Source organism: Methylobacterium sp. 22177, from assembly GCF_052045615.1.
Taxonomy (GTDB): Bacteria; Pseudomonadota; Alphaproteobacteria; order Rhizobiales; family Beijerinckiaceae; genus Methylobacterium; species Methylobacterium radiotolerans.
Window position 1 is genome coordinate 1 of record NZ_JBQEPK010000028.1, and the last position, 17,681, is coordinate 17,681.

A 17,681-nucleotide genomic window follows, 5' to 3' on the forward strand; every position below is an offset into this window, starting at 1 on the left:
CTCAGTGCCGGTAGCGTTCGGCCAGGGCCATGAGGGCCTGGGCGAGTTCGGTGAGGTTGGCGGACGCGGCCTCGACCTGCCGGGTGCCGGCGGCCGTCTGCTGGCTGGCCTGGCGGATGTTCTGCAACGCCCCCATCACCTGCTCGATGCCCAGCTGCTGCTGGTTGGTCGAGGCCACGATCTGCTGGAACGTCTGCACGTTCTCCTCCACCCGCGCGGTGATCTCCTCGATCGTGCGCTGCGTCGTGTCCGAGCGCGTCTTGCCCGCCGCCGCGCGCTTGACCGCCTCCTCGGTCAGCATCACCGACGTGTTGATGCCCCGCTGGATCTCGCCCAGGATCGCCCGCACCTGACCGGTCGCCGCCTTGGCCTGGTCGGCCAGGAGCTTCATCTCCGCGGCCACCACCGCGAAGCTGCGCCCGCTCTCGCCGGCCGCGGCCGCCTCGATGGCGGCGTTGAGCGCCAGCAGGTGCGTGCGCTCCGAGATGTCGTTGACCGTCTCGATGATGTCGCCGATCGTCTGGGTCTTCTCCGACAGGCTGACGATGTTGCCCGCCACGGCTTCCGCCTGCTCGCGGATCGCGTCCATGGCCTTGGCGGTGTCCGACACCGCGCGCAGGCCCTGGCGCGAGGTCTGCGCGGTCGCCTGGGCGGTGGCGATCACCTCCGTGGCGCGCTTGGAGATCTGCGCGCCCGAGTGGGTGATCTCGTCGACCGTGGCGGCCGTCTCCTGAACCGCGGCGAACTGCTGCTCGACCGAGGCGGCCTGCTCCTGCGCCGAGGCCCGGATCTCCGCCGCCGCCGCGTTCAGGTCCGCCGTCGCCGCGCGGTTCGTCCGTGCCAGGTCCGACAGCCCCGCGACCATCGTGTTCAGCGTCGTACTCAGACGGCCGATCTCGTCGCGCCCGCCCGCCGCGAGCTGGCCGGAGAGGTCGCCCTCGCCGACGCGGGCGACGAAGGCCATGACCGTCTCGAGGGGCCGCACCACGGCGCGGCTGATCAGCCACGTGATCAGGGTCGCCAGCAGCACCGCGGCGGCCAGCGTCAGGTAGATCGAGAGGCGCGAGCGGTCGTAGACCTCCTGCGCGGCGCGCTGTCCCAGCGCCATGCCGCCGTCGAGCTGGGTCCGCAGGTTCTTGATCCCCTCGAGGAAGGGCGCCTGCAGGCGGGTGATCTCCGCATTGCGGGCCTCGACCGCCGCGACGTCCTGCTGGGCGATGGCGGCGAACTGCGCCTCGCCCTGCGCCTTGACCTCGCGGAACGAGCCCTGGACCGCGGTCGCCGCCGCGGCGATGCGGTCCCAGGCCGCGACGCGCTCGGCGGACACGACCTGCGTCCGATACTGGGCGGCGAGCTGGATCGTCGTGGCGAGGCGGTTCTCGACCTGGGCCGCGGTCTGGCGCCAGGCCGCCAGGGTGTCACCGCCCTGCGTCGTGCGCCCCTGGGCCTGCATCAGCATCGCGATCACGGCGGTGCGGCGCAGGAGCCCGAGGTCGCGCGCCTCGTTCCCGAGATCGTCGAGCTGGCGCAGGATCGTCATGTCCCGCCGGACGATCCCGTCGGTCGTGTCGCGCACCGCGCCGATCTGCTCCAGGGCGTAGAGGCCGAGCGCCACCACAACCACCGTGACGGCGAAGAAGCCGAGAAGGATGCGTTTTCCGATCGAGAGCGACACGGGCGGGGATGGCTCCGGTTGTGGCAGGCGGCCCGGTCAGGGAAGGGCGCGGCGCAGGAGGCGGGGGAGGTCGATGACGACGAAGTCGGGACGGCCGTCGCCCGCTGCTCCGGAGCCGGGGGCATAGACCGAGGCGGCCTCGTTGCCCAAGCGGTCGGGATCGGCCGCCTCCGCGGCGGCCGCGCCGGAGGCCCGGGCGATGCCCAGGACCCGGTCGACCGCGAGGGCGAGGGGCTGGGGATGCACGCCGCGCAGCACGATCAGGTGGCCGGCCGCCGCCTCGGCGTCGGACGCGGGCTCGGGCCGGCCGAGGGCCCTGGCAAGGCTGAGCACGCCGACGATCCGCCCGGACAGGGCGATGAGGCCGTCCAGCGCCGGCACCGCTCCGGGCATCGGCGTGGAGGGGCGCGACGGGAGGACCTGGGCGACGGCCGCCATCGGCACGCCGTAGCGCTCGCCGCCGCAGGCGCAGACGAGGTGATCGTCCCCCGAATCGGTCGCGACCGCGACGGCACCGCGCCGGGCGAGGGCGGCCGCGCGCTCTGCGCGCAGGTCCCGCTCCGGCCGCGTCCGTTGACGGCCGTCCTGTGCACTCGGGCGCGCGCCCATCAGGACCTCCTGCTGCCGACGCCGCCGAGCGCGGCGCGGGCCGCGGCCGCGCTGGCCGCGATCTCGCCCGCGGAGGCGCCATCACCCTCGGGCAGCGCCGTGTCCGGCCCGAGGGCTTGACTCAAGGCGACGGCGTTGTCGAGGGCGCGGACCGCCTCGCTCGGCCGCTGCAGGGCGATCAGCAGCAGGCCGAGGTGGTAGTGGGCCATCACGAAGCTGCGGTCGAGATAGAGCGCGGCCCGCAGCGCCCGCTCGGCCTCGGCGTCGCGCCCGAGGGTGCGGGCCAGCAGGCCCTCGTAGAAGCGCAGGGCCGTGTCGGTCGGGTCGCGGTCGAGGGCGGCCCGCAGCGCCCGCCAGGCCGCGCCGGTCTCGCCGGAATCGGCCAGCGCGCGGATCCGGTCGAGGTCGCAGGCCTCGTCCAGGACTGCCCCGTGATCCCGCGTCCCGGGCCCGTCGGGAACCGGCGCGGTCCCGGGTGCGGCGACCGGATCCGGAGCGGGAACGACCGCAGCGTCGGGCAGCCCCACCCCGGACACGCCCGACGACGCGCCCGCAGACGCGCCCGGACCGGGATCCCGCGCGGGCGGCCCCGGCACCTGCCCCGTCGAAGGGGCGGGATCCGGCACCGGCGTGCCGGGCAGCGCGACCGGCGGCGCATCGGCGCGCGGTCGGTAGGCCACGGTCCCGGGCAGGCTGACGGCGTCCAGGAAGCTCGCGAAGGCGGGACTCGGCTCGGCGTGGCCGAGGAGCAGCCAGCCCTCCGGCCTCAGCCTGCGGCCGAGACCGCGGACCACCGCGGCGACCGTCCGGGCGTCGAAGTAGATCAGCACGTTCCGGCAGAGAATCAGGTCGAAGGGCTCGCCCTGCGGTGGCCCAGGCTCGACGAGGTTCAGCAGGTTGCCGCGCTCGAACCGGACCGAACCCCGATATTCCGGACGGAGGGCGTAGCCGCCCTCGCGCCGGATGCCCGGCGCGGCCGGCAGCCGCGTGAAGTAGCGGAGCCGATCCTCCGGCGGCATGGTCCGGAGGGCCCAGCGGCCGTACTCGGCGGCGCGGGCGGTGGCGAGCGCCTCGACGCTGATGTCGGTGCCGAGGATGGAGACCCGCCAGTCGGACCGGGCGTCGCCCAGCAGTTCGTGCACCAGGATCGCCAGGGAATAGGGCTCGGCCCCGGTGGAGCAGCCCGCGCTCCAGATCCGCAGGACGCGCTCGGACGCCCGCGCCGCGATCAGCGCCGGCAGGATCGTCGCGCGCAGCGCGTTGAACTGCTCGGCGTAGCGGAAGAAGAACGTCTCGCCGACGGTGATCTCGGCCTCGAGCCGGGCCCATTCCGCCTCGCCCTCCGCCCCGCTCGACAGGAGGGCCGCGTAGGCGGCGCAGTCGGCCACGGCGGCGGCGCGGAACCGGCGGTGCAGCCGCTCGATCAGCAGCTCGTCCTTGTCAATGTAGTAGTGGTGGCCGGTGCGCGCGATGATCCGCGCCTTGAGCGGCGGGTAGGCGGGATCGACACCCAGGTCGGGACGGGGATTACCCGGACGGGCCATCGCGCGGTCAGACGGCGTGCGGCAGCGCGGCCAGACGTTCGGCGGCGGCCCGCGCCAGGGCGTCGACCCGGACCTGTTCCTGCACGGTGAGGAGGCGCTCCGGCGCCAGCGCGTGGACGAGGCGCGCGCCGAGGACCAGCTCGGCGGCGACGCAGCCGTTGAGCGTGTCGGCCGCCTCGGCCTGCCGGATCGCGGATTCCGCGACGATCGTGAGGTCGGCCGCGCGATCGACGAGATACGCGACGGCGCCGCCCTGCATCAGCACGAGATGGGCGTAGAGACCGGGCGCCGCGACGGCCGGGCGCAGGCCGAGCAGGGCCGCGAGGTCGACCACGGGGACCGGCGTGCCGCCGAGATTGAGGAAGCCGGTGAGCCAGCCGCCGGAAGCGGGCGGCGCGTGCAGATCCGGGAGCGGCAGGATCTCGGCGACCGCGCCGCGGGGCAGGGCGCAGGCGGTGCCGGCGACATCCAGCAGGAGATAGGCCGAACCGCTGCTGGCCACCGCCACCCGCTCCGTGTTGCTCGGTCGCGGCCGGGCCGGGACGGCTCGCGACATAGGCCGAGTTAACGCTGCCGGCAATTGTGCGCCGCACGGGCGCGATGACGCGGAACCAAGTCTCGTCTGAGCCGCTTATTTTCCGACGCAGCGGCAACGCGCCTGACGAGGCGCGGCGCTTTGCCTGCGCCGGTCTACGCCAGGGATTGACGATGAGGAAACTTCTGTTGGCCGCCGCGTCGCTGACGCTCCTCGCGGGCTCCGCCTACGCCCAGGGTAACTCGCCCTACAACGCCTCTGGCGCTCAGGCCGGCGGCCCGCGCGGCGGCATGGAGCGCGCCGGTGAGGCGGCCGCGATGGAGCAGGGTGCCGCTCCGGCCGCGCGTCCGACGATGCGCAAGCGCATGAAGCACAAGCGCATGAAGCATCATCGCCGGATGCGCCACCACATGTGAGTGGCGATCACCGGGGCGCGCCGCAGGCGGCGTCGCCCGGGTGGCTCGGCCTGTCGCACCCGCGGCAGGCCTTTTTCGTGCCTGTTCACAGGCGAAGCGCCGGCCGCGCGGGACTGAAGCATATTGCAGCCCGATCGCCGGTTGCGGGACGACGCAGCGCGGTTCAATCTCGCGCGAAAGCCGCGGCGCCCGGAAAATGTTCGCAAACGAACATCGCCCGATCATCAGTACAGCGGCGCGGCGGCCTGACGGAAGGCGAGGGAGCACCGATGTCACGACCGCTCGACCGGAGATCCGACGACAGGATCGAGGCGACCGGTGTCGAGGGGCGGCGGAGCGCCATCGTCGCCTCGGTCCGCCAGCGCGGCTTCGTGACGATCGAGGCCCTGGCGGCGCAGTTCGGCGTCACCGTCCAGACGATCCGGCGCGACCTCAACGAACTGAGCGCCGAGGGCCGGCTGGAACGCTACCGCGGCGGCGGGGGACTGCCCTCCAGCGTCGAGAATATCGACTACGCCGACCGCCGGGTGACCCTGCTGCCGGAGAAGAGCCGCATCGGCCGCCTCGCGGCGAGCCGCATCCCGTCGCACTGCTCGGTCTTCATCAACATCGGCACGACGCCGGAGGCCGTCGCCCGCGAGCTGGCCCGGCACGACGATCTCAGCATCATCACCAACAACCTCAACGTGGCGATCTCCCTGGCCGAGACGACCGAGTTCCGCATCGTCGTGGCGGGCGGAACCGTTCGGAACCGCGACGGCGCGGTGCTGGGCCAGCTCACCTGCGACACGCTCAGCCAGTTCCGGGTCGACGTGGCGGTGATCGGCATCAGCGGCATCGACGGCGACGGGGCGCTCCTCGACTACGATTACGAGGAGGTGCGGGCGACGCAGACGATCCTGGCCCACGCCCGGAAGACCTTCCTGGTGGCGGACCACACCAAGTTCACCCGCCGCCCGATGGTCCAGGTCGGGCGCCTGGAGCAGGTCGACACCTTCTTCACGGACCGGCCTCCCCCGGCCGAGATCGTCGCGCTCATGGAGCGCCAGGGCGTCACCCTGGCGGTGGCGGACGGCGCGGCCGAACCCTAACGAACATCGATTTTTTCGCTTGCGAAAGCCGAGGGCTGCGTCAATATACTGCCAATCCGCCAGCAGGGCGGCTCCGGAGGAACCATGGCGGCAGCACCGGGCCAGCGCGAGCCGTCCGACGCCTACGATCTCCTGATCATCGGCGGCGGCATCAACGGCACGGGCATCGCCCGGGACGCGGCCGGCCGGGGCCTTTCGGTCCTGCTGGCCGAGCGCGGGGATCTGGCGGGCTTCACGTCCTCGTCCTCGACGAAGCTGATCCACGGCGGCCTGCGCTACCTCGAATATTACGAGTTCCGCCTCGTGCGGGAGGCGCTCGCCGAGCGCGAGCGGCTGCTGCGGCTTGCCCCGCACGTGATCTGGCCGCTGCGCTTCGTCCTGCCCCATGACGAGGGCCTGCGCCCGGCCTGGATGCTGCGGCTCGGCTTGTTTCTCTACGACCATCTCGCGCGGCTGCGCACCCTGCCGGGCTCGCACGGAATCGACCTGCGCAGTTCGGCGTATGGCGCGCCGCTGCAGAAGCGGCTCAAGCGCGGCTTCGTGTATTCCGACTGCTGGGTCGAGGACAGCCGCCTCGTGGTGCTCAACGCCATGGACGCGCGCGAGCGCGGCGCCACGGTGCTGACCCGAACCGGCGTTGTCTCGGCCCGGCGCGAGGGTGACGGCTGGGTCGCGACGCTGCGCGACGAGCGCGGCGGGGCCGAGCGCACGGTCCGGGCAAAGGCCGTGGTCAACGCCGCCGGCCCCTGGGTCAGCGCGACGCTCGGCGGCACGCTCGGGATCAACAGCCGCGCGGCGGTGCGCCTGATCAAGGGCAGCCACATCGTGGTGAAGCGCCTGTTCGAGGGCGATCAGGCCTACATCCTGCAGCAGCCCGACAAACGCATCATCTTCGCGATCCCGTACGAGCGCGATTTTACGCTGATCGGAACCACCGACGTGCCGTATGACGGCGAGCCCGGACCGGTCTCGATCTCGGCGGAGGAAACCGACTACCTCTGCGGCTGCATCAACCGCTCGTTCGACACCAAGATCACGCCGGCCGACGTCGTCTGGAGCTACTCGGGCGTGCGCCCGCTCTACGACGACGCGGCCGAGAACGCCTCTGCGGTGACCCGCGACTACGTTCTCGACGTCGAGGACCAGGGGGGCCAAGCGGCGGTGCTGTCGGTGTTCGGCGGCAAGATCACGACGTACCGGCGGCTCGCCGAACACGCGCTGGAGAAGCTGAAGCCGTACTTCCCGCACCTCCGGAAGGCTTGGACCGGCAACGCCGTGCTGCCGGGCGGAGCGATGAAGGACGCCGACTTCGACCAGTTCCTCGCCAAGCTGAAGGCCGAGAAGCCGTTCCTGCCCGACGAGACCGCCCGGCGCCTCGCCCGCGCCTACGGCACCCGGGCGCGGGACATCGTCGGGACCGCGCAGTCGATGGCGGATCTCGGCGAGGCCTTCGACGGTGGGCTGACGGCGGCGGAGGTCGATTACCTGCGCACCGAGGAATGGGCGGTCACCGCCGACGACATCCTGTGGCGCCGCTCGAAGCTCGGCTTGCGCACGAGCCCGGAGAGCGCCGCGCGCCTGGCCGCCTATCTCGACCGCAGGGCCGAGGCGGCCTGACGATTTCGGACCCGTTCCGGCGCAGACCGACCGGGCATAACAGGGGAGGGAACGATGAGCCGTTACGTCGGGGCCATCGATCAGGGCACCACCAGCAGCCGTTTCATCGTGTTCGACCGGGAGGGCAGCGTCATTGCGCTGGCCCAGGCCGAGCACGCGCAGATCTATCCGGCGCCCGGCCATGTCGAGCACGACGCCACGGAGATCTGGACGAAGACGCAGAGCGTGATGCGCGAGGCGCTGGAGAAGGGCGGGCTCCAGCCCTCCGACCTCGCGGCGGTCGGCATCACGAACCAGCGCGAGACCACGCTGATCTGGGATCGGAAGACCGGCAAGCCCCTGCACAACGCCCTGGTCTGGCAGGACACCCGCAACGACCGCCTGGTGGCCGAGTTCGCCCGCGACGGCGGCCGCGACCGGTTCCGCGACCTCACCGGCCTGCCGCTGGCGAGCTACTTCTCCGGGCTCAAGCTCCGCTGGCTGCTCGACCATGTCGCGGGTGCCCGCGCGAAGGCCGAGGCCGGCGACGTGCTGTTCGGCAACATCGACACGTGGCTCGTCTGGAACCTCACCGGCGGCACCGAGGGCGGCCTCCACGTCACCGACGTGACCAACGCCAGCCGCACGCAGCTCATGTCGCTCAAGACCCTGGAATGGGACGAGGGCATGCTCCGGACCTTCGGCATCCCGAAGGCGATGCTGCCGAAGATCGTCTCGTCGAGCGAGGTCTACGGCGAGACCCGGGCGCCGTTCGCGGGCGTGCCGATCGCCGGCATCCTCGGCGACCAGCAGGCGGCCCTGTTCGGCCAGACCTGCTTCGCGCCGGGCGAGGCCAAGAACACCTACGGCACCGGCTGCTTCGCGCTGATGAACACCGGCGAGGAGCCGGTCCCGTCGAAGGCCGGCCTCGTCACCACGCTGGCTTACCGCCTCGACGGCCAGAGGCCGGCCTACGCGCTGGAGGGTTCGATCGCCATCACGGGCGCCCTGGTGCAGTGGCTGCGCGACAACCTGCACATGATCAAGGATTCCGCCGAGGTCGAGACGCTCGCCACGACGGTCGAGGACAACGGCGGCGTCTACTTCGTGCCGGCCTTCTCGGGCCTCTACGCGCCGCACTGGAACGAGGGCGCCCGGGGCCTGATCATCGGCCTGACCCGCTACGTCAACCGCGGCCACATCGCCCGCTCGGTGCTGGAGGCGACCGCCTTCCAGACCCACGAGGTGCTGGACGCCATGGCCAAGGATTCCGGCATCCCCGTCAAGGAGCTGCGCGCCGACGGCGGCATGGTCGCCAACAACACGCTGATGCAGTTCCAGGCCGACATGCTCGACGTGCCGGTGGTGCGGCCGAAGGTGGCCGAGACCACCGCGCTCGGCGCCGCCTACGCGGCCGGACTCGCGGTCGGCTACTGGAAGGGGCTCGACGACCTCAAGCGCAATTGGGGCGTCGACAAGCGCTGGACGCCCAAGATGGATGCCGGCAGGCGCGAGACCATCGCCGCCGCCTGGAGCCGGGCGGTGCAGCGCTCCTTCGACTGGAAGACCGACGAGGATTGAGGACACCGCCCTCGGGCCCGCGCGCGGCGCGCGGGCCTGTCGGCCTCGCGACCGCCTCCGTCGCGCCCGCGCCCTCATCCTGAGGCGCGGCGAAGCCGCCTCGAAGGAGGGCTCCGGCCAGCCGCGCGATTCCTGGAGCTCTCCTGCGAGGCCTCCACTGCGCTCCGGCACCTCAGGATGAGGGAAGCGGAAGGGACTTGCGCAGATATCGGTGACCGCCTCCGGCGATCACGCGCTCGCCAAAGCTTTGAACGTTCACAAAAAGCAGCGAACGGGGGAGACGACACGATGACATCACCCTTCCTGGGCGAATTCCTGGGCACGATGACCTTGATCGTGCTCGGCGACGGCGTCGTGGCCGGCGCCCTGCTCAAGCACTCCAAGGGCGAGAATGCCGGCTGGATCGCCATCACGGCGGGCTGGGCCTTCGCGGTCCTCGCCGGCGTCTTCGTGGCCAACGCCACCGGCAGCGCCGACGCCCACATCAACCCGGCCGTCACCGTGGCGGGCGCGGTCAGCTCCGGCGATTTCAGCAAGATTCCGGTCTATATCCCGGCCCAGATGCTCGGCGCCTTCGTGGGCGCCGTGCTGGTCTGGCTGCACTACCTGCCGCACTGGGGCGCGACCCAGGATCCAGGCCTCAAGCTCGCCTGCTTCTGCACCGGCCCGGCGATCCGCGACGCGAAGGCGAACTGGATCTCCGAGATCATCGCGACCTTCTTCCTGATCCTGACGATCTCCGCCCTCGTGACCACCACGCTGGGCTCGGCCGGCGCGATCCCGCGGGCCGTCGCGCCCTACATGGTCGGCATGCTGGTCTGGGGCATCGGCCTGTCGCTCGGCGGGACCACCGGCTACGCCATCAACCCGGCCCGCGACCTGGGGCCGCGCGTGGCCCACGCGGTGCTGCCGATCGCAGGCAAGGGCAGCTCCGACTGGGGCTACGCGCTGATCCCGGTGGCCGCGCCCCTGGTCGGGGCGGTGCTGGCCGGGCTGTTCGTCCGGGCGCTCGGGATCTGACGGAACGCCCGCACCCTCAACCGCCGCGGGGCGGCCCGGCGTCGCGGCGGTTTGCGGCGCGCGGCCTTGGGCCTTAAGTCAGGGCGATCCCGACCGCGCCCCTGGGGCGCTTGCCCGCGGTGTGCCCCCGACCCATGGCCGTCGTCCTCGACACCCTGAAGAACGATCCGCGGCCGGTCCGCCTGCGCCACCCCGAGAAGGCGCACCGGCCCGACCAGCCCGTCCAGGCCAAGAAGCCGGACTGGATCCGCGTGAAGGCACCCGGCTCCAGGGCCTGGTCCGAGACGCAGAAGGTCGTGCGCGAGCACGGGCTGGTCACGGTCTGCGAGGAGGCGGGCTGCCCGAATATCGGCGAGTGCTGGGAGAAGCGGCACGCCACCTTCATGATCATGGGCGACACCTGCACGCGGGCCTGCGCCTTCTGCAACGTGCGCACAGGCCTGCCCGACGCCCTCGACCTGGGCGAGCCGGACAAGATCGCCGATTCGGTCGCCAAGCTCGGCCTGCACCACGTGGTCATCACGTCGGTCGACCGGGACGACCTGAGGGACGGCGGCGCCGAGCACTTCGCCCGCACCATCGCGGCGATCCGGCGGGCGAGCCCCGGCACGACGGTCGAGATCCTGACCCCCGACTTCCTGCGCAAGGACGGGGCGCTCGAGGTCGTGGTCGCCGCCAAGCCCGACGTGTTCAACCACAATCTGGAGACCGTGCCGGCCAAGTACCTCACGGTGCGGCCGGGCGCGCGCTACTTCCACTCGGTGCGCCTGCTGCAGCGGGTGAAGGAGCTCGACCCGACGATCTTCACCAAGTCCGGCATCATGGTCGGGCTCGGCGAGGAGCGGAACGAGGTGCTCCAGCTCATGGACGACCTGCGCTCGGCCGACGTCGACTTCCTGACCATCGGCCAGTACCTGCAGCCGTCGAAGAAGCACCACGAGGTCGTGCGCTTCGTCCCCCCCGACGAGTTCAAGGCCTACGAGACCACCGCCTACGCCAAGGGCTTCCTGCTGGTCTCGGCCACGCCCCTGACGCGGTCGTCGCACCATGCGGGCGAGGACTTTGCGCGACTTCAGGCGGCGCGTCTGGCCAAACTGTCGCCCGCGCTCTCGGCCTGAGGAATCCCGAACACCATGCCGTCCTTCCGGGTCACCCGCGCGGTGAAGCACACGCCGCAGCAGATGTACGACCTCGTCGCCGACGTGGAGCGCTATCCCGAGTTCCTGCCGCTCTGCGAATCCCTGCGGGTGATCCGCCGGCAGGACATGCCCGATGGCGGGCAGGTGCTGATCGCCGAGATGGGCGTGGGCTACAAGGCGATCCGCGAGCGCTTCACCACGCGGGTCACCCTCGATCCGGCGAGCCTCAAGATCGTCGCCGAGTACATCGATGGGCCGTTCCGGCACCTGGAGAACCGCTGGCTGTTCAAGGACGGCCCGGACGGCGGCTGCAACGTCGACTTCTTCATCACCTACGAGTTCAAGAGCCGCACCCTGGGGCTCCTCATGGGCACGATGTTCGACCGGGCCTTCCGCAAGTTCACCGACGCCTTCGAAGGCCGGGCGAACCGGATGTACGGGGCGCGGGCTTAGCCACCGTCACCGCGCGCAGGGGCAGCGTCAGGCCCGCAGCGGCACGCGCACGTGCTCGGGCCGCACGCCCATCCCGATCATCCGCGCCGGAAGAACCTGAAGCCGCGGCAGGGCGTCGAGGAGGCGCAGGGCGAGCGGCGCCCGGAACGGCGCGTCGGCCGCGAGCGACGCGGCGATGACGCGGGACTGGATCACCCGCTGCAGCGCCTGCGTGGCCCGCACCGGAAACATCCGCCGGGCCTGGACCCGGGCGAGGTCGGCCTCCGCGGGGCGCCCCGCCCGCAGGGGCTCGGCCAGGAGGTTGGCCGCCGCCACCGCGTCCTGGATCGCGAGGTTGATTCCGACGCCGCCCACCGGCGACATGGCGTGCGCGGCGTCGCCGACGCAGAGCAGGCCCGGGCGATGCCAGCGGTCGAGCCGGTCGACCGTGACGGTCAGGAGCTTGACGTCGTCCCAGCCGGCGATGGCGTCGGTGCGGTCGGCCAGGAACGGGGCGATCTGCGCAACCGCGGCCCGGAAGGCCGCCAGTCCCTTCGCCCGGAGCGCGGCGTCGCCGCCCTTCGGCACCACGTAGGCGCATTGCCACATGTCACCCCGGTCGAGGGTGATCAGGATTCGCCCCGGGCCGAACCGCCCCGCCGCCGCCTCGGGATCGCCGTGCCGGCGCGGCAGGCGGAACCACAGCACGTCGATCGGCGCGCCGAAGGCCCGGGGCACGAGGCCCGCGCGTTCGCGCATCCGCGAGTGACGGCCATCCGCGCAGAGCACGAGATCGGACCGGATCTCGACCCGGCCGTCCGGCCCGGTCGCGCGCACGCCGGCGATTCGACCCTCCGTCTCGATCAGGTCCTGCGCCTCGGTGCGGCGGATCAGCCGGAACGCCGGGTAGCGGGCGGCCTCGGTGGCCAGGAAATCCAGGAAATCCCATTGCGGCATGAAGGACAGGAAGCGGTTGCGGGTCGGCAGCCGGCTGAAATCGGCGACCCGGTAGCTGCGCCCGTCGACGACGCCCGAGAAGTTCTCCACGCGGCGCTGGGGGAGGGCGCGGAAGCGCTCGGTGAAGCCCAGCTCGTCCATCAGGTCGAGGGTGGAGGGGTGGATCGTGTCGCCGCGGAAGTCGCGGAGGAAATCCGCGTGCTTCTCCAGCACGGTGACGTCGATGCCCGCGCGGGCGAAGAGCAGTCCGGCCATCATCCCGGCGGGGCCTCCGCCGACGATGCAGAGGCGGGTCGTCACCGTATCCATGGGCCGTCCTCCCCGTGCCGTGATCAGTCGCCGAGAGCGTCCTCCAGCAGACCGAGCGCGTCGGCCACGGCGGCGCGGCGGATCCCCGCGCGCCCGAGATCGCCGTAGCGCCGCTCCAGATGACGCGTCTCGCCGTCCCGCTGGCCGAGGCCGAAATGCACCAGCCCGACCGGCTTCTCGGCGCTCCCGCCGCCGGGGCCGGCAATGCCGGTGATCGCCACCGCGACCGAGGCCCGCGACGCCGCCAGCGCCCCGGCGGCCATAGCCCGCGCCACGGCCTCGCTGACCGCGCCGTGCCGGCGGATCAGGTGCATGGGCACGCCGATCGCCTCGGCCTTCGCCTCGTTCGAGTAGGTGACGAAGCCGCGCTCGAGGACGGCCGACGAACCCGGCACCGCGGTGAGCAGGCCGGCCACGAGGCCGCCCGTGCAGGATTCGGCCGTGGCGACGGTGCGCCCGTCCGCCGCGTAGGCCGCCACCAGCGCCTCGGCCCGGGCGAGAAGCTCTGCGTCGTCGACCATCGCGAACGGGCTCCCCTCGGGCGGCTGCGCCCTATCTCATGTTGTGACCCATGGCCGAGCCCGGCTCAAGGACCGGCGGCCGCCGATCGGAGACACCTGTTCCATGATCTTCCCCGCGACCACGGCCTTCTACGCCGGGCTGCTCGCCCTCGTGTATCTGGGCCTCTCGGGATGGGTGATCGGGGCCCGCGTCTCCGGGAACGTGCTGTTCGGCGACGGCGGCGACGACACGGTGCTCAAGCGCGTGCGCTCGCACGCCAATTTCGCGGAATACGTCCCGCTGGCCCTGATCGTCATCGGCCTGCTGGAGGCGAGCGGTGGCAGCCACGGCCTGGTCCGGGCGCTGCTGGTCGCCCTGCTGGTCGCCCGGATCCTGCACCCGATCGGGATGTTCGCGCCCCCGAACTCGCCGCGCCAGTTCGCCTGCCGGGGCGGCGGCATCCTGCTCACCATGGCGGCCCTGGCCGTCGCGGCGATCGCGCTGCTGGTGCGGGTGGCCTGAAGCGGAGTGCGACGCGCTCGCTCTTCCGTGCGGGAGAGGGGACCCGCGCTCGCCCCGAAACCGCTCAGCCCTGCCGCATCGCGGTTTCGGCCTGCGCGTCGAGGGCGGGACCGTCCTCCTCGGGCAGCCGGACCGTCGCGGCCGCCTGGGCGGCGAGCCCCTCCGCCCGGCCGACGAAGCCGAGCTTCTCGGTGGTCGTCGCCTTGATGGACACCGCGCCGAGCGGCACGCCCGCGATGGCGGCGATCCGCGCGCGGATCTCCTCGCGGTGCTTGCCGATGCGCGGTGCCTCGGCGAGCACGGTGATGTCGAGGTGGTCGATGCGGCCGCCGCGGGCGCGGACCAGGTCGCAGGCATGGGCCAGGAACTGGTCCGAGGACGCGCCGCGCCAGCGCTCGTCGGAGGGCGGGAAGTGCGTGCCGATATCGCCGTCCGCGATGGCGCCGAGCAGGGCGTCGGTCAGGGCGTGCAGCGCGACGTCACCGTCCGAATGGGCGAGCACGCCGCGATCGGCCGGGATCTTCACCCCACCCAGCCAGACATGGTCGCCGGTGGTGAAGGCGTGCACGTCGAAGCCGGTGCCGAGGCGGGTCACGTAGGTGGTCATGGCGCGGGCTCCCGGCGCTGGCAAGTCGGTGGTGGCGGTCGCGAAGGCGCGATCCGCCTCGATCAGGTCGGCGGGCTGGGTGATCTTGCGGTTGGCGACGTCGCCCGCAAAGACGACCACAGGCAGCCCGGCCCATTCGGCGAGGGCGCCGTCGTCGGTGAAGCCGTCGAGGCCCTGCGCGGCGGCGTCCCGGTGGGCGCCGAGGAGCGGGCCGAAGACGAAGGCCTGGGGGGTCTGGACCGCGCGCAGGTGCTCCCGCGGCGGGGTCTCGTGCACCCGGCCGATGCCGGGCGCGATGTCGACGACGCGCTTGACCGTGTCGGTCACCGGCACGCCCGGAACGGCCGCGCCGTGGTCGCGCCCGGCCGCGATCGCCCGGGCGATCAGCGCGGAATCCACGTAGGGACGGGCGGCATCGTGGACGAGCACGATCTCGGGCGCGTCGCCGGCGGCCAGCGCCTCGAGACCGGCGCGCACGGAGAGCTGGCGCGTCGCGCCGCCCTCGACCGGCGTGGTGATCTTGGCACGGATCGCGGGCGCGAGCTCCTCCAGGCAGCTGCGGAAGAAGTCCGCCGCGTCGGCGGCGATCACCGGCTGGATCCGCGCGATCGCGTCGTCCGCCGCCAGCGCCGCCAGGGTGCGGGTCAGGACCGCCTGCCCGCCGACCCGGCGGTACTGCTTGGGCGTGCCGCCGCCGATGCGGATGCCGCGCCCGGCCGCCACCACAACCGCGGCGACGCCGGCTCCCGCGCTGGCGGGTCCGGTGGCTGGCGTGCCGGTGGCGGGCATGGGCGACGAACTCGTGACGTCCTGAGGGGCGGAGGGTCGGCCAGCGCGCGGGCCAGCAGTGCCGGCGCAACCCTGCCGCGGAGGGTGCCCGTCGTTTAAGCGGGGGAGGACCCGAAATCAACGCGCGGTCCCGCTTGCCAGCGGACCGGCCTTGCCTCATTGTTGTGCAGAATGACGACTGACCATTATTTGAGCGCGCTGCGCCGCGAGGATGCGAAGGCTGAAGCGGCAGGCACCGCCCCGCTCTGCCTGCTCGCCCCCCTTTCCGGCGTCACCGACCTTCACATGCGCCGCATTGCCCGCCGCTGCGGTGCTGACGCGGTCATTTCCGAGATGGTGGCGGCCCGGGAATTCACCCGCGGATCCGGCGAGGCCACACTGCGCGCCGAGGGTTCCGGCGTCGACCTGCATGTGGTCCAGCTCGCGGGCTGCGAGGCGGCCCCGATGGCGGAGGCTGCCCGACTGGCCGAGGCCGGAGGCGCCCACGTGATCGACGTGAACATGGGTTGCCCGGCCAAGATCGTGACCGGCATCGCCTCGGGCTCGGCGCTGATGCGCGACCTCGACCACGCCGAGCGCCTGCTCGCGGCCGTGCGGGGCGCGGTGTCGGTCCCGGTGACGGTGAAGATGCGCCTCGGCTGGGACGACGCGAGCCGCAACGCCGCGGATCTCGCCGCCCGCGCCGAGCGGCTGGGCCTGAACGCCGTGACGGTCCACGGGCGGACCCGGCAGCAATTCTACAAGGGCAGCGCCGACTGGGCGGCGATCCGCGCCGTGGTCGCGGCGGTGTCGATCCCGGTGATCGCCAACGGTGACGTGACCGACTTCGCCAGCGCCCGCGCTTGCCTGGACGCCTCGGGCGCCGCCGGGGTCATGATCGGCCGCGCGGCGACCGGCCGCCCCTGGCTGGTCGGGCAGGTCGCCGCCGCGCTCACGGGCCGGCCGGCCGCGGAGCCGTCGCGGTCCGAACAGGCCGCCCTGGCCGCGGAGCACTATGCGGGGCTGCTCTCCCTCTACGGCCGCGACATGGGCGTGCGCCACGCGCGCAAGCACCTCGCCGCCTATGCCGAGACCGGCGGCGCGCTCGATCCGGCCGAACGGTCGGCCCTCCTGACCACTACCGATCCGGAGACGGCGCTCGCCTTGCTGGCCCGCGCCTTCGCGGATGCGGCCGATCCCGTCCAGGAGGCCGCGTGAGCGACGAGCCCCTCCCGAAAGAGTCCGGCAACCGGCGCGACACCGCCGCCGAGGCCGTGCTCAACGCCCTGCCGCTGCCGGTACTCACCATCGGCGCCGACGAGCGGATCCTCCACTGCAACCACGCCGCGGAAGCGTTCTTCGACTATTCCGCCCGGCTGATGCAGCGCCGTCGCCTGCGCGACATCATTCCCTTCGCCTCGCCGATCATCGCCCTGGTGGCCGAGGTGCGGCGGCGCCAGGCCAGCGTCAGCGAATACCGGGTGGAGCTCACCCAGCCGCGCCTCGGCCTGGAGCGCAGCGTCGACGTGTTCGCGACGCCGCTCGGCGACGACGGCGACGCCGTGGTGATGATGCTCCAGGAGCGCACCATCGCCGACAAGATGAACCGCCAGCTCACCCATCGCGGCGCGGCGCGCTCGATGGTGGCGCTCGGCGCGATGCTGGCCCACGAGATCAAGAACCCGCTCGCGGGCATCCGCGGCGCGGCGCAGCTCCTCGAGAGCACCGGCGCCGAGGAGGACCGGCTGCTCACCCGCCTGATCTGCGACGAATCGGACCGGATCGTCCGCATCGTCGAGCGCATGGAGCTGTTCGGCGACGAGCGCCCCTCGGATCGCGGCGCCGTCAACGTCCACGGCGTGCTCGATCAGGTGAAGCGCTCGGCGCAGTCGGGCTTCGCGCGGCACATCCGGTTCATCGAGACCTACGACCCGTCGCTGCCGCCGGTGCTGGGCAACCGCGACCAGCTGATCCAGGTGATCCTGAACCTCGTGAAGAACGCCGCCGAGGCGATCGGCCCGGACGCGGTCGAGGGCGAGATCACCCTGTCGACCGCCTTCCGCACCGGCCTGCGCCTGCAGGTCCCGGGCTCCCGCGAGCGGGTCAGCCTGCCGATCGAGGTGGCGGTGCGCGACAACGGCCCGGGCATCTCGGCCGACCTGCTGCCCGACCTGTTCGACCCGTTCGTCACCACCAAGGCGCAGGGCTCCGGCCTCGGTCTTGCATTGGTGGCCAAGATCGTCGGCGATCACGGCGGGATCGTCGAGTGCGATCCCGCCCCGCGCCGCACGGCGTTCCGCATCCTTCTGCCGATGTCGAGTGCCCGGGACGGGCGCGAATCGGCGGTCGATCCGTGATGTCGATCCCCGAATCCGGCCC

The 17,681-nt window shown here is 72.4% G+C and carries 17 protein-coding genes; 10 read left to right on the forward strand and 7 right to left on the reverse strand.

What is annotated here, in order from left to right:
* Position 1 precedes the first annotated feature (1 nt).
* Genes ACTJK8_RS22015 through ACTJK8_RS22030 form a run of 4 tightly spaced genes read right to left on the reverse strand, consistent with a single transcriptional unit; the run spans position 2 to position 4,330 of the window.
* Complete coding sequence (locus ACTJK8_RS22015; protein WP_440762504.1) at positions 2-1,675, reverse strand: methyl-accepting chemotaxis protein; 1,674 nt, start codon at positions 1,673-1,675, stop codon at positions 2-4.
* 36 nt (positions 1,676-1,711) lie between these two features.
* Positions 1,712-2,284, reverse strand: a complete 573-nt coding sequence (locus ACTJK8_RS22020; protein ID WP_440762505.1) for a chemotaxis protein CheW — start codon at positions 2,282-2,284, stop codon at positions 1,712-1,714.
* Positions 2,284-3,828, reverse strand: a complete 1,545-nt coding sequence (locus ACTJK8_RS22025; protein WP_440762506.1) for a CheR family methyltransferase — start codon at positions 3,826-3,828, stop codon at positions 2,284-2,286. The genes ACTJK8_RS22020 and ACTJK8_RS22025 overlap by 1 nt, the downstream gene beginning before the upstream one ends.
* A 7-nt stretch (positions 3,829-3,835) precedes the next feature.
* Complete coding sequence (locus tag ACTJK8_RS22030; RefSeq protein WP_058607485.1) at positions 3,836-4,330, reverse strand: chemotaxis protein CheW; 495 nt, start codon at positions 4,328-4,330, stop codon at positions 3,836-3,838.
* 206 nt (positions 4,331-4,536) lie between these two features.
* Between ACTJK8_RS22030 and ACTJK8_RS22035 the strand changes: the two genes are divergently transcribed.
* From ACTJK8_RS22035 to ACTJK8_RS22065, 7 genes are all read left to right on the forward strand, one after another.
* Complete coding sequence (locus ACTJK8_RS22035) at positions 4,537-4,779, forward strand: hypothetical protein (RefSeq protein WP_012319155.1); 243 nt, start codon at positions 4,537-4,539, stop codon at positions 4,777-4,779.
* A gap of 269 nt (positions 4,780-5,048) precedes the next feature.
* Positions 5,049-5,870 carry a DeoR/GlpR family DNA-binding transcription regulator gene (locus tag ACTJK8_RS22040; protein WP_012319154.1) on the forward strand — a complete coding sequence of 274 codons (822 nt, stop codon included), beginning with the start codon at positions 5,049-5,051 and terminating at the stop codon, positions 5,868-5,870.
* 84 nt (positions 5,871-5,954) lie between these two features.
* Entirely contained in the window at positions 5,955-7,487 is a 1,533-nt protein-coding gene (gene glpD / locus ACTJK8_RS22045; RefSeq protein ID WP_440762507.1) for a glycerol-3-phosphate dehydrogenase, read from the forward strand.
* Positions 7,488-7,541: 54 nt separating this feature from the next.
* Positions 7,542-9,047 carry a glycerol kinase GlpK gene (gene glpK, locus ACTJK8_RS22050; RefSeq protein ID WP_440762508.1) on the forward strand — a complete coding sequence of 502 codons (1,506 nt, stop codon included), beginning with the start codon at positions 7,542-7,544 and terminating at the stop codon, positions 9,045-9,047.
* A gap of 288 nt (positions 9,048-9,335) precedes the next feature.
* Positions 9,336-10,067, forward strand: a complete 732-nt coding sequence (locus ACTJK8_RS22055) for an MIP/aquaporin family protein (RefSeq protein ID WP_020095417.1) — start codon at positions 9,336-9,338, stop codon at positions 10,065-10,067.
* Positions 10,068-10,201: 134 nt separating this feature from the next.
* Positions 10,202-11,185 (forward strand): lipoyl synthase, encoded by a 984-nt coding sequence (gene lipA, locus ACTJK8_RS22060; RefSeq protein WP_440762509.1) that lies wholly within the window; start codon positions 10,202-10,204, stop codon positions 11,183-11,185.
* Between the two features lie 15 nt (positions 11,186-11,200).
* On the forward strand, positions 11,201-11,659 hold the full coding sequence (locus tag ACTJK8_RS22065) for a type II toxin-antitoxin system RatA family toxin (RefSeq protein ID WP_024830108.1): 459 nt from the start codon (positions 11,201-11,203) through the stop codon (positions 11,657-11,659).
* 27 nt (positions 11,660-11,686) lie between these two features.
* Here the strand turns inward: ACTJK8_RS22065 and ACTJK8_RS22070 are convergent, their stop codons facing one another.
* On the reverse strand, positions 11,687-12,904 hold the full coding sequence (locus tag ACTJK8_RS22070; protein WP_440762510.1) for an FAD-dependent oxidoreductase: 1,218 nt from the start codon (positions 12,902-12,904) through the stop codon (positions 11,687-11,689).
* Positions 12,905-12,927: 23 nt separating this feature from the next.
* Positions 12,928-13,425: a CinA family protein gene (locus tag ACTJK8_RS22075; protein WP_440762511.1), complete on the reverse strand. Its 498-nt coding sequence runs from the start codon at positions 13,423-13,425 to the stop codon at positions 12,928-12,930.
* Between the two features lie 103 nt (positions 13,426-13,528).
* Between ACTJK8_RS22075 and ACTJK8_RS22080 the strand changes: the two genes are divergently transcribed.
* Complete coding sequence (locus tag ACTJK8_RS22080; RefSeq protein WP_012319146.1) at positions 13,529-13,927, forward strand: MAPEG family protein; 399 nt, start codon at positions 13,529-13,531, stop codon at positions 13,925-13,927.
* 64 nt (positions 13,928-13,991) lie between these two features.
* Here the strand turns inward: ACTJK8_RS22080 and ACTJK8_RS22085 are convergent, their stop codons facing one another.
* Positions 13,992-15,323, reverse strand: a complete 1,332-nt coding sequence (locus ACTJK8_RS22085) for a bifunctional 2-C-methyl-D-erythritol 4-phosphate cytidylyltransferase/2-C-methyl-D-erythritol 2,4-cyclodiphosphate synthase (RefSeq protein WP_012319145.1) — start codon at positions 15,321-15,323, stop codon at positions 13,992-13,994.
* Positions 15,324-15,494: 171 nt separating this feature from the next.
* On the opposite strand from ACTJK8_RS22085, the gene dusB reads away from it, so the two are divergent.
* Both dusB and ACTJK8_RS22095 read left to right on the forward strand, forming a co-directional pair.
* Positions 15,495-16,520 (forward strand): tRNA dihydrouridine synthase DusB, encoded by a 1,026-nt coding sequence (gene dusB, locus ACTJK8_RS22090; protein ID WP_440762512.1) that lies wholly within the window; start codon positions 15,495-15,497, stop codon positions 16,518-16,520.
* Complete coding sequence (locus tag ACTJK8_RS22095) at positions 16,517-17,659, forward strand: two-component system sensor histidine kinase NtrB (RefSeq protein WP_063110143.1); 1,143 nt, start codon at positions 16,517-16,519, stop codon at positions 17,657-17,659. Before dusB ends, ACTJK8_RS22095 begins: the two co-directional genes overlap by 4 nt.
* Positions 17,660-17,681 lie beyond the last annotated feature (22 nt).

Excerpts from the sequence above, each read along its gene's own strand:
- ACTJK8_RS22070 (WP_440762510.1), bottom strand. The coding sequence starts at position 12,904 with ATGGATACGGTGACGACCCGCCTCTGCATCGTCGGCGGAGGCCCCGCC.
- ACTJK8_RS22025 (WP_440762506.1), bottom strand. The coding sequence starts at position 3,828 with ATGGCCCGTCCGGGTAATCCCCGTCCCGACCTGGGTGTCGATCCCGCC.
- dusB (WP_440762512.1), top strand. The coding sequence starts at position 15,495 with ATGACGACTGACCATTATTTGAGCGCGCTGCGCCGCGAGGATGCGAAG.
- ACTJK8_RS22035 (WP_012319155.1), top strand. The coding sequence starts at position 4,537 with ATGAGGAAACTTCTGTTGGCCGCCGCGTCGCTGACGCTCCTCGCGGGC.
- glpK (WP_440762508.1), top strand. The coding sequence starts at position 7,542 with ATGAGCCGTTACGTCGGGGCCATCGATCAGGGCACCACCAGCAGCCGT.
- ACTJK8_RS22020 (WP_440762505.1), bottom strand. The coding sequence starts at position 2,284 with ATGGGCGCGCGCCCGAGTGCACAGGACGGCCGTCAACGGACGCGGCCG.
- ACTJK8_RS22075 (WP_440762511.1), bottom strand. The coding sequence starts at position 13,425 with ATGGTCGACGACGCAGAGCTTCTCGCCCGGGCCGAGGCGCTGGTGGCG.
- glpD (WP_440762507.1), top strand. The coding sequence starts at position 5,955 with ATGGCGGCAGCACCGGGCCAGCGCGAGCCGTCCGACGCCTACGATCTC.
- ACTJK8_RS22085 (WP_012319145.1), bottom strand. The coding sequence starts at position 15,323 with ATGCCCGCCACCGGCACGCCAGCCACCGGACCCGCCAGCGCGGGAGCC.
- ACTJK8_RS22040 (WP_012319154.1), top strand. The coding sequence starts at position 5,049 with ATGTCACGACCGCTCGACCGGAGATCCGACGACAGGATCGAGGCGACC.
- lipA (WP_440762509.1), top strand. The coding sequence starts at position 10,202 with ATGGCCGTCGTCCTCGACACCCTGAAGAACGATCCGCGGCCGGTCCGC.
- ACTJK8_RS22080 (WP_012319146.1), top strand. The coding sequence starts at position 13,529 with ATGATCTTCCCCGCGACCACGGCCTTCTACGCCGGGCTGCTCGCCCTC.
- ACTJK8_RS22065 (WP_024830108.1), top strand. The coding sequence starts at position 11,201 with ATGCCGTCCTTCCGGGTCACCCGCGCGGTGAAGCACACGCCGCAGCAG.
- ACTJK8_RS22055 (WP_020095417.1), top strand. The coding sequence starts at position 9,336 with ATGACATCACCCTTCCTGGGCGAATTCCTGGGCACGATGACCTTGATC.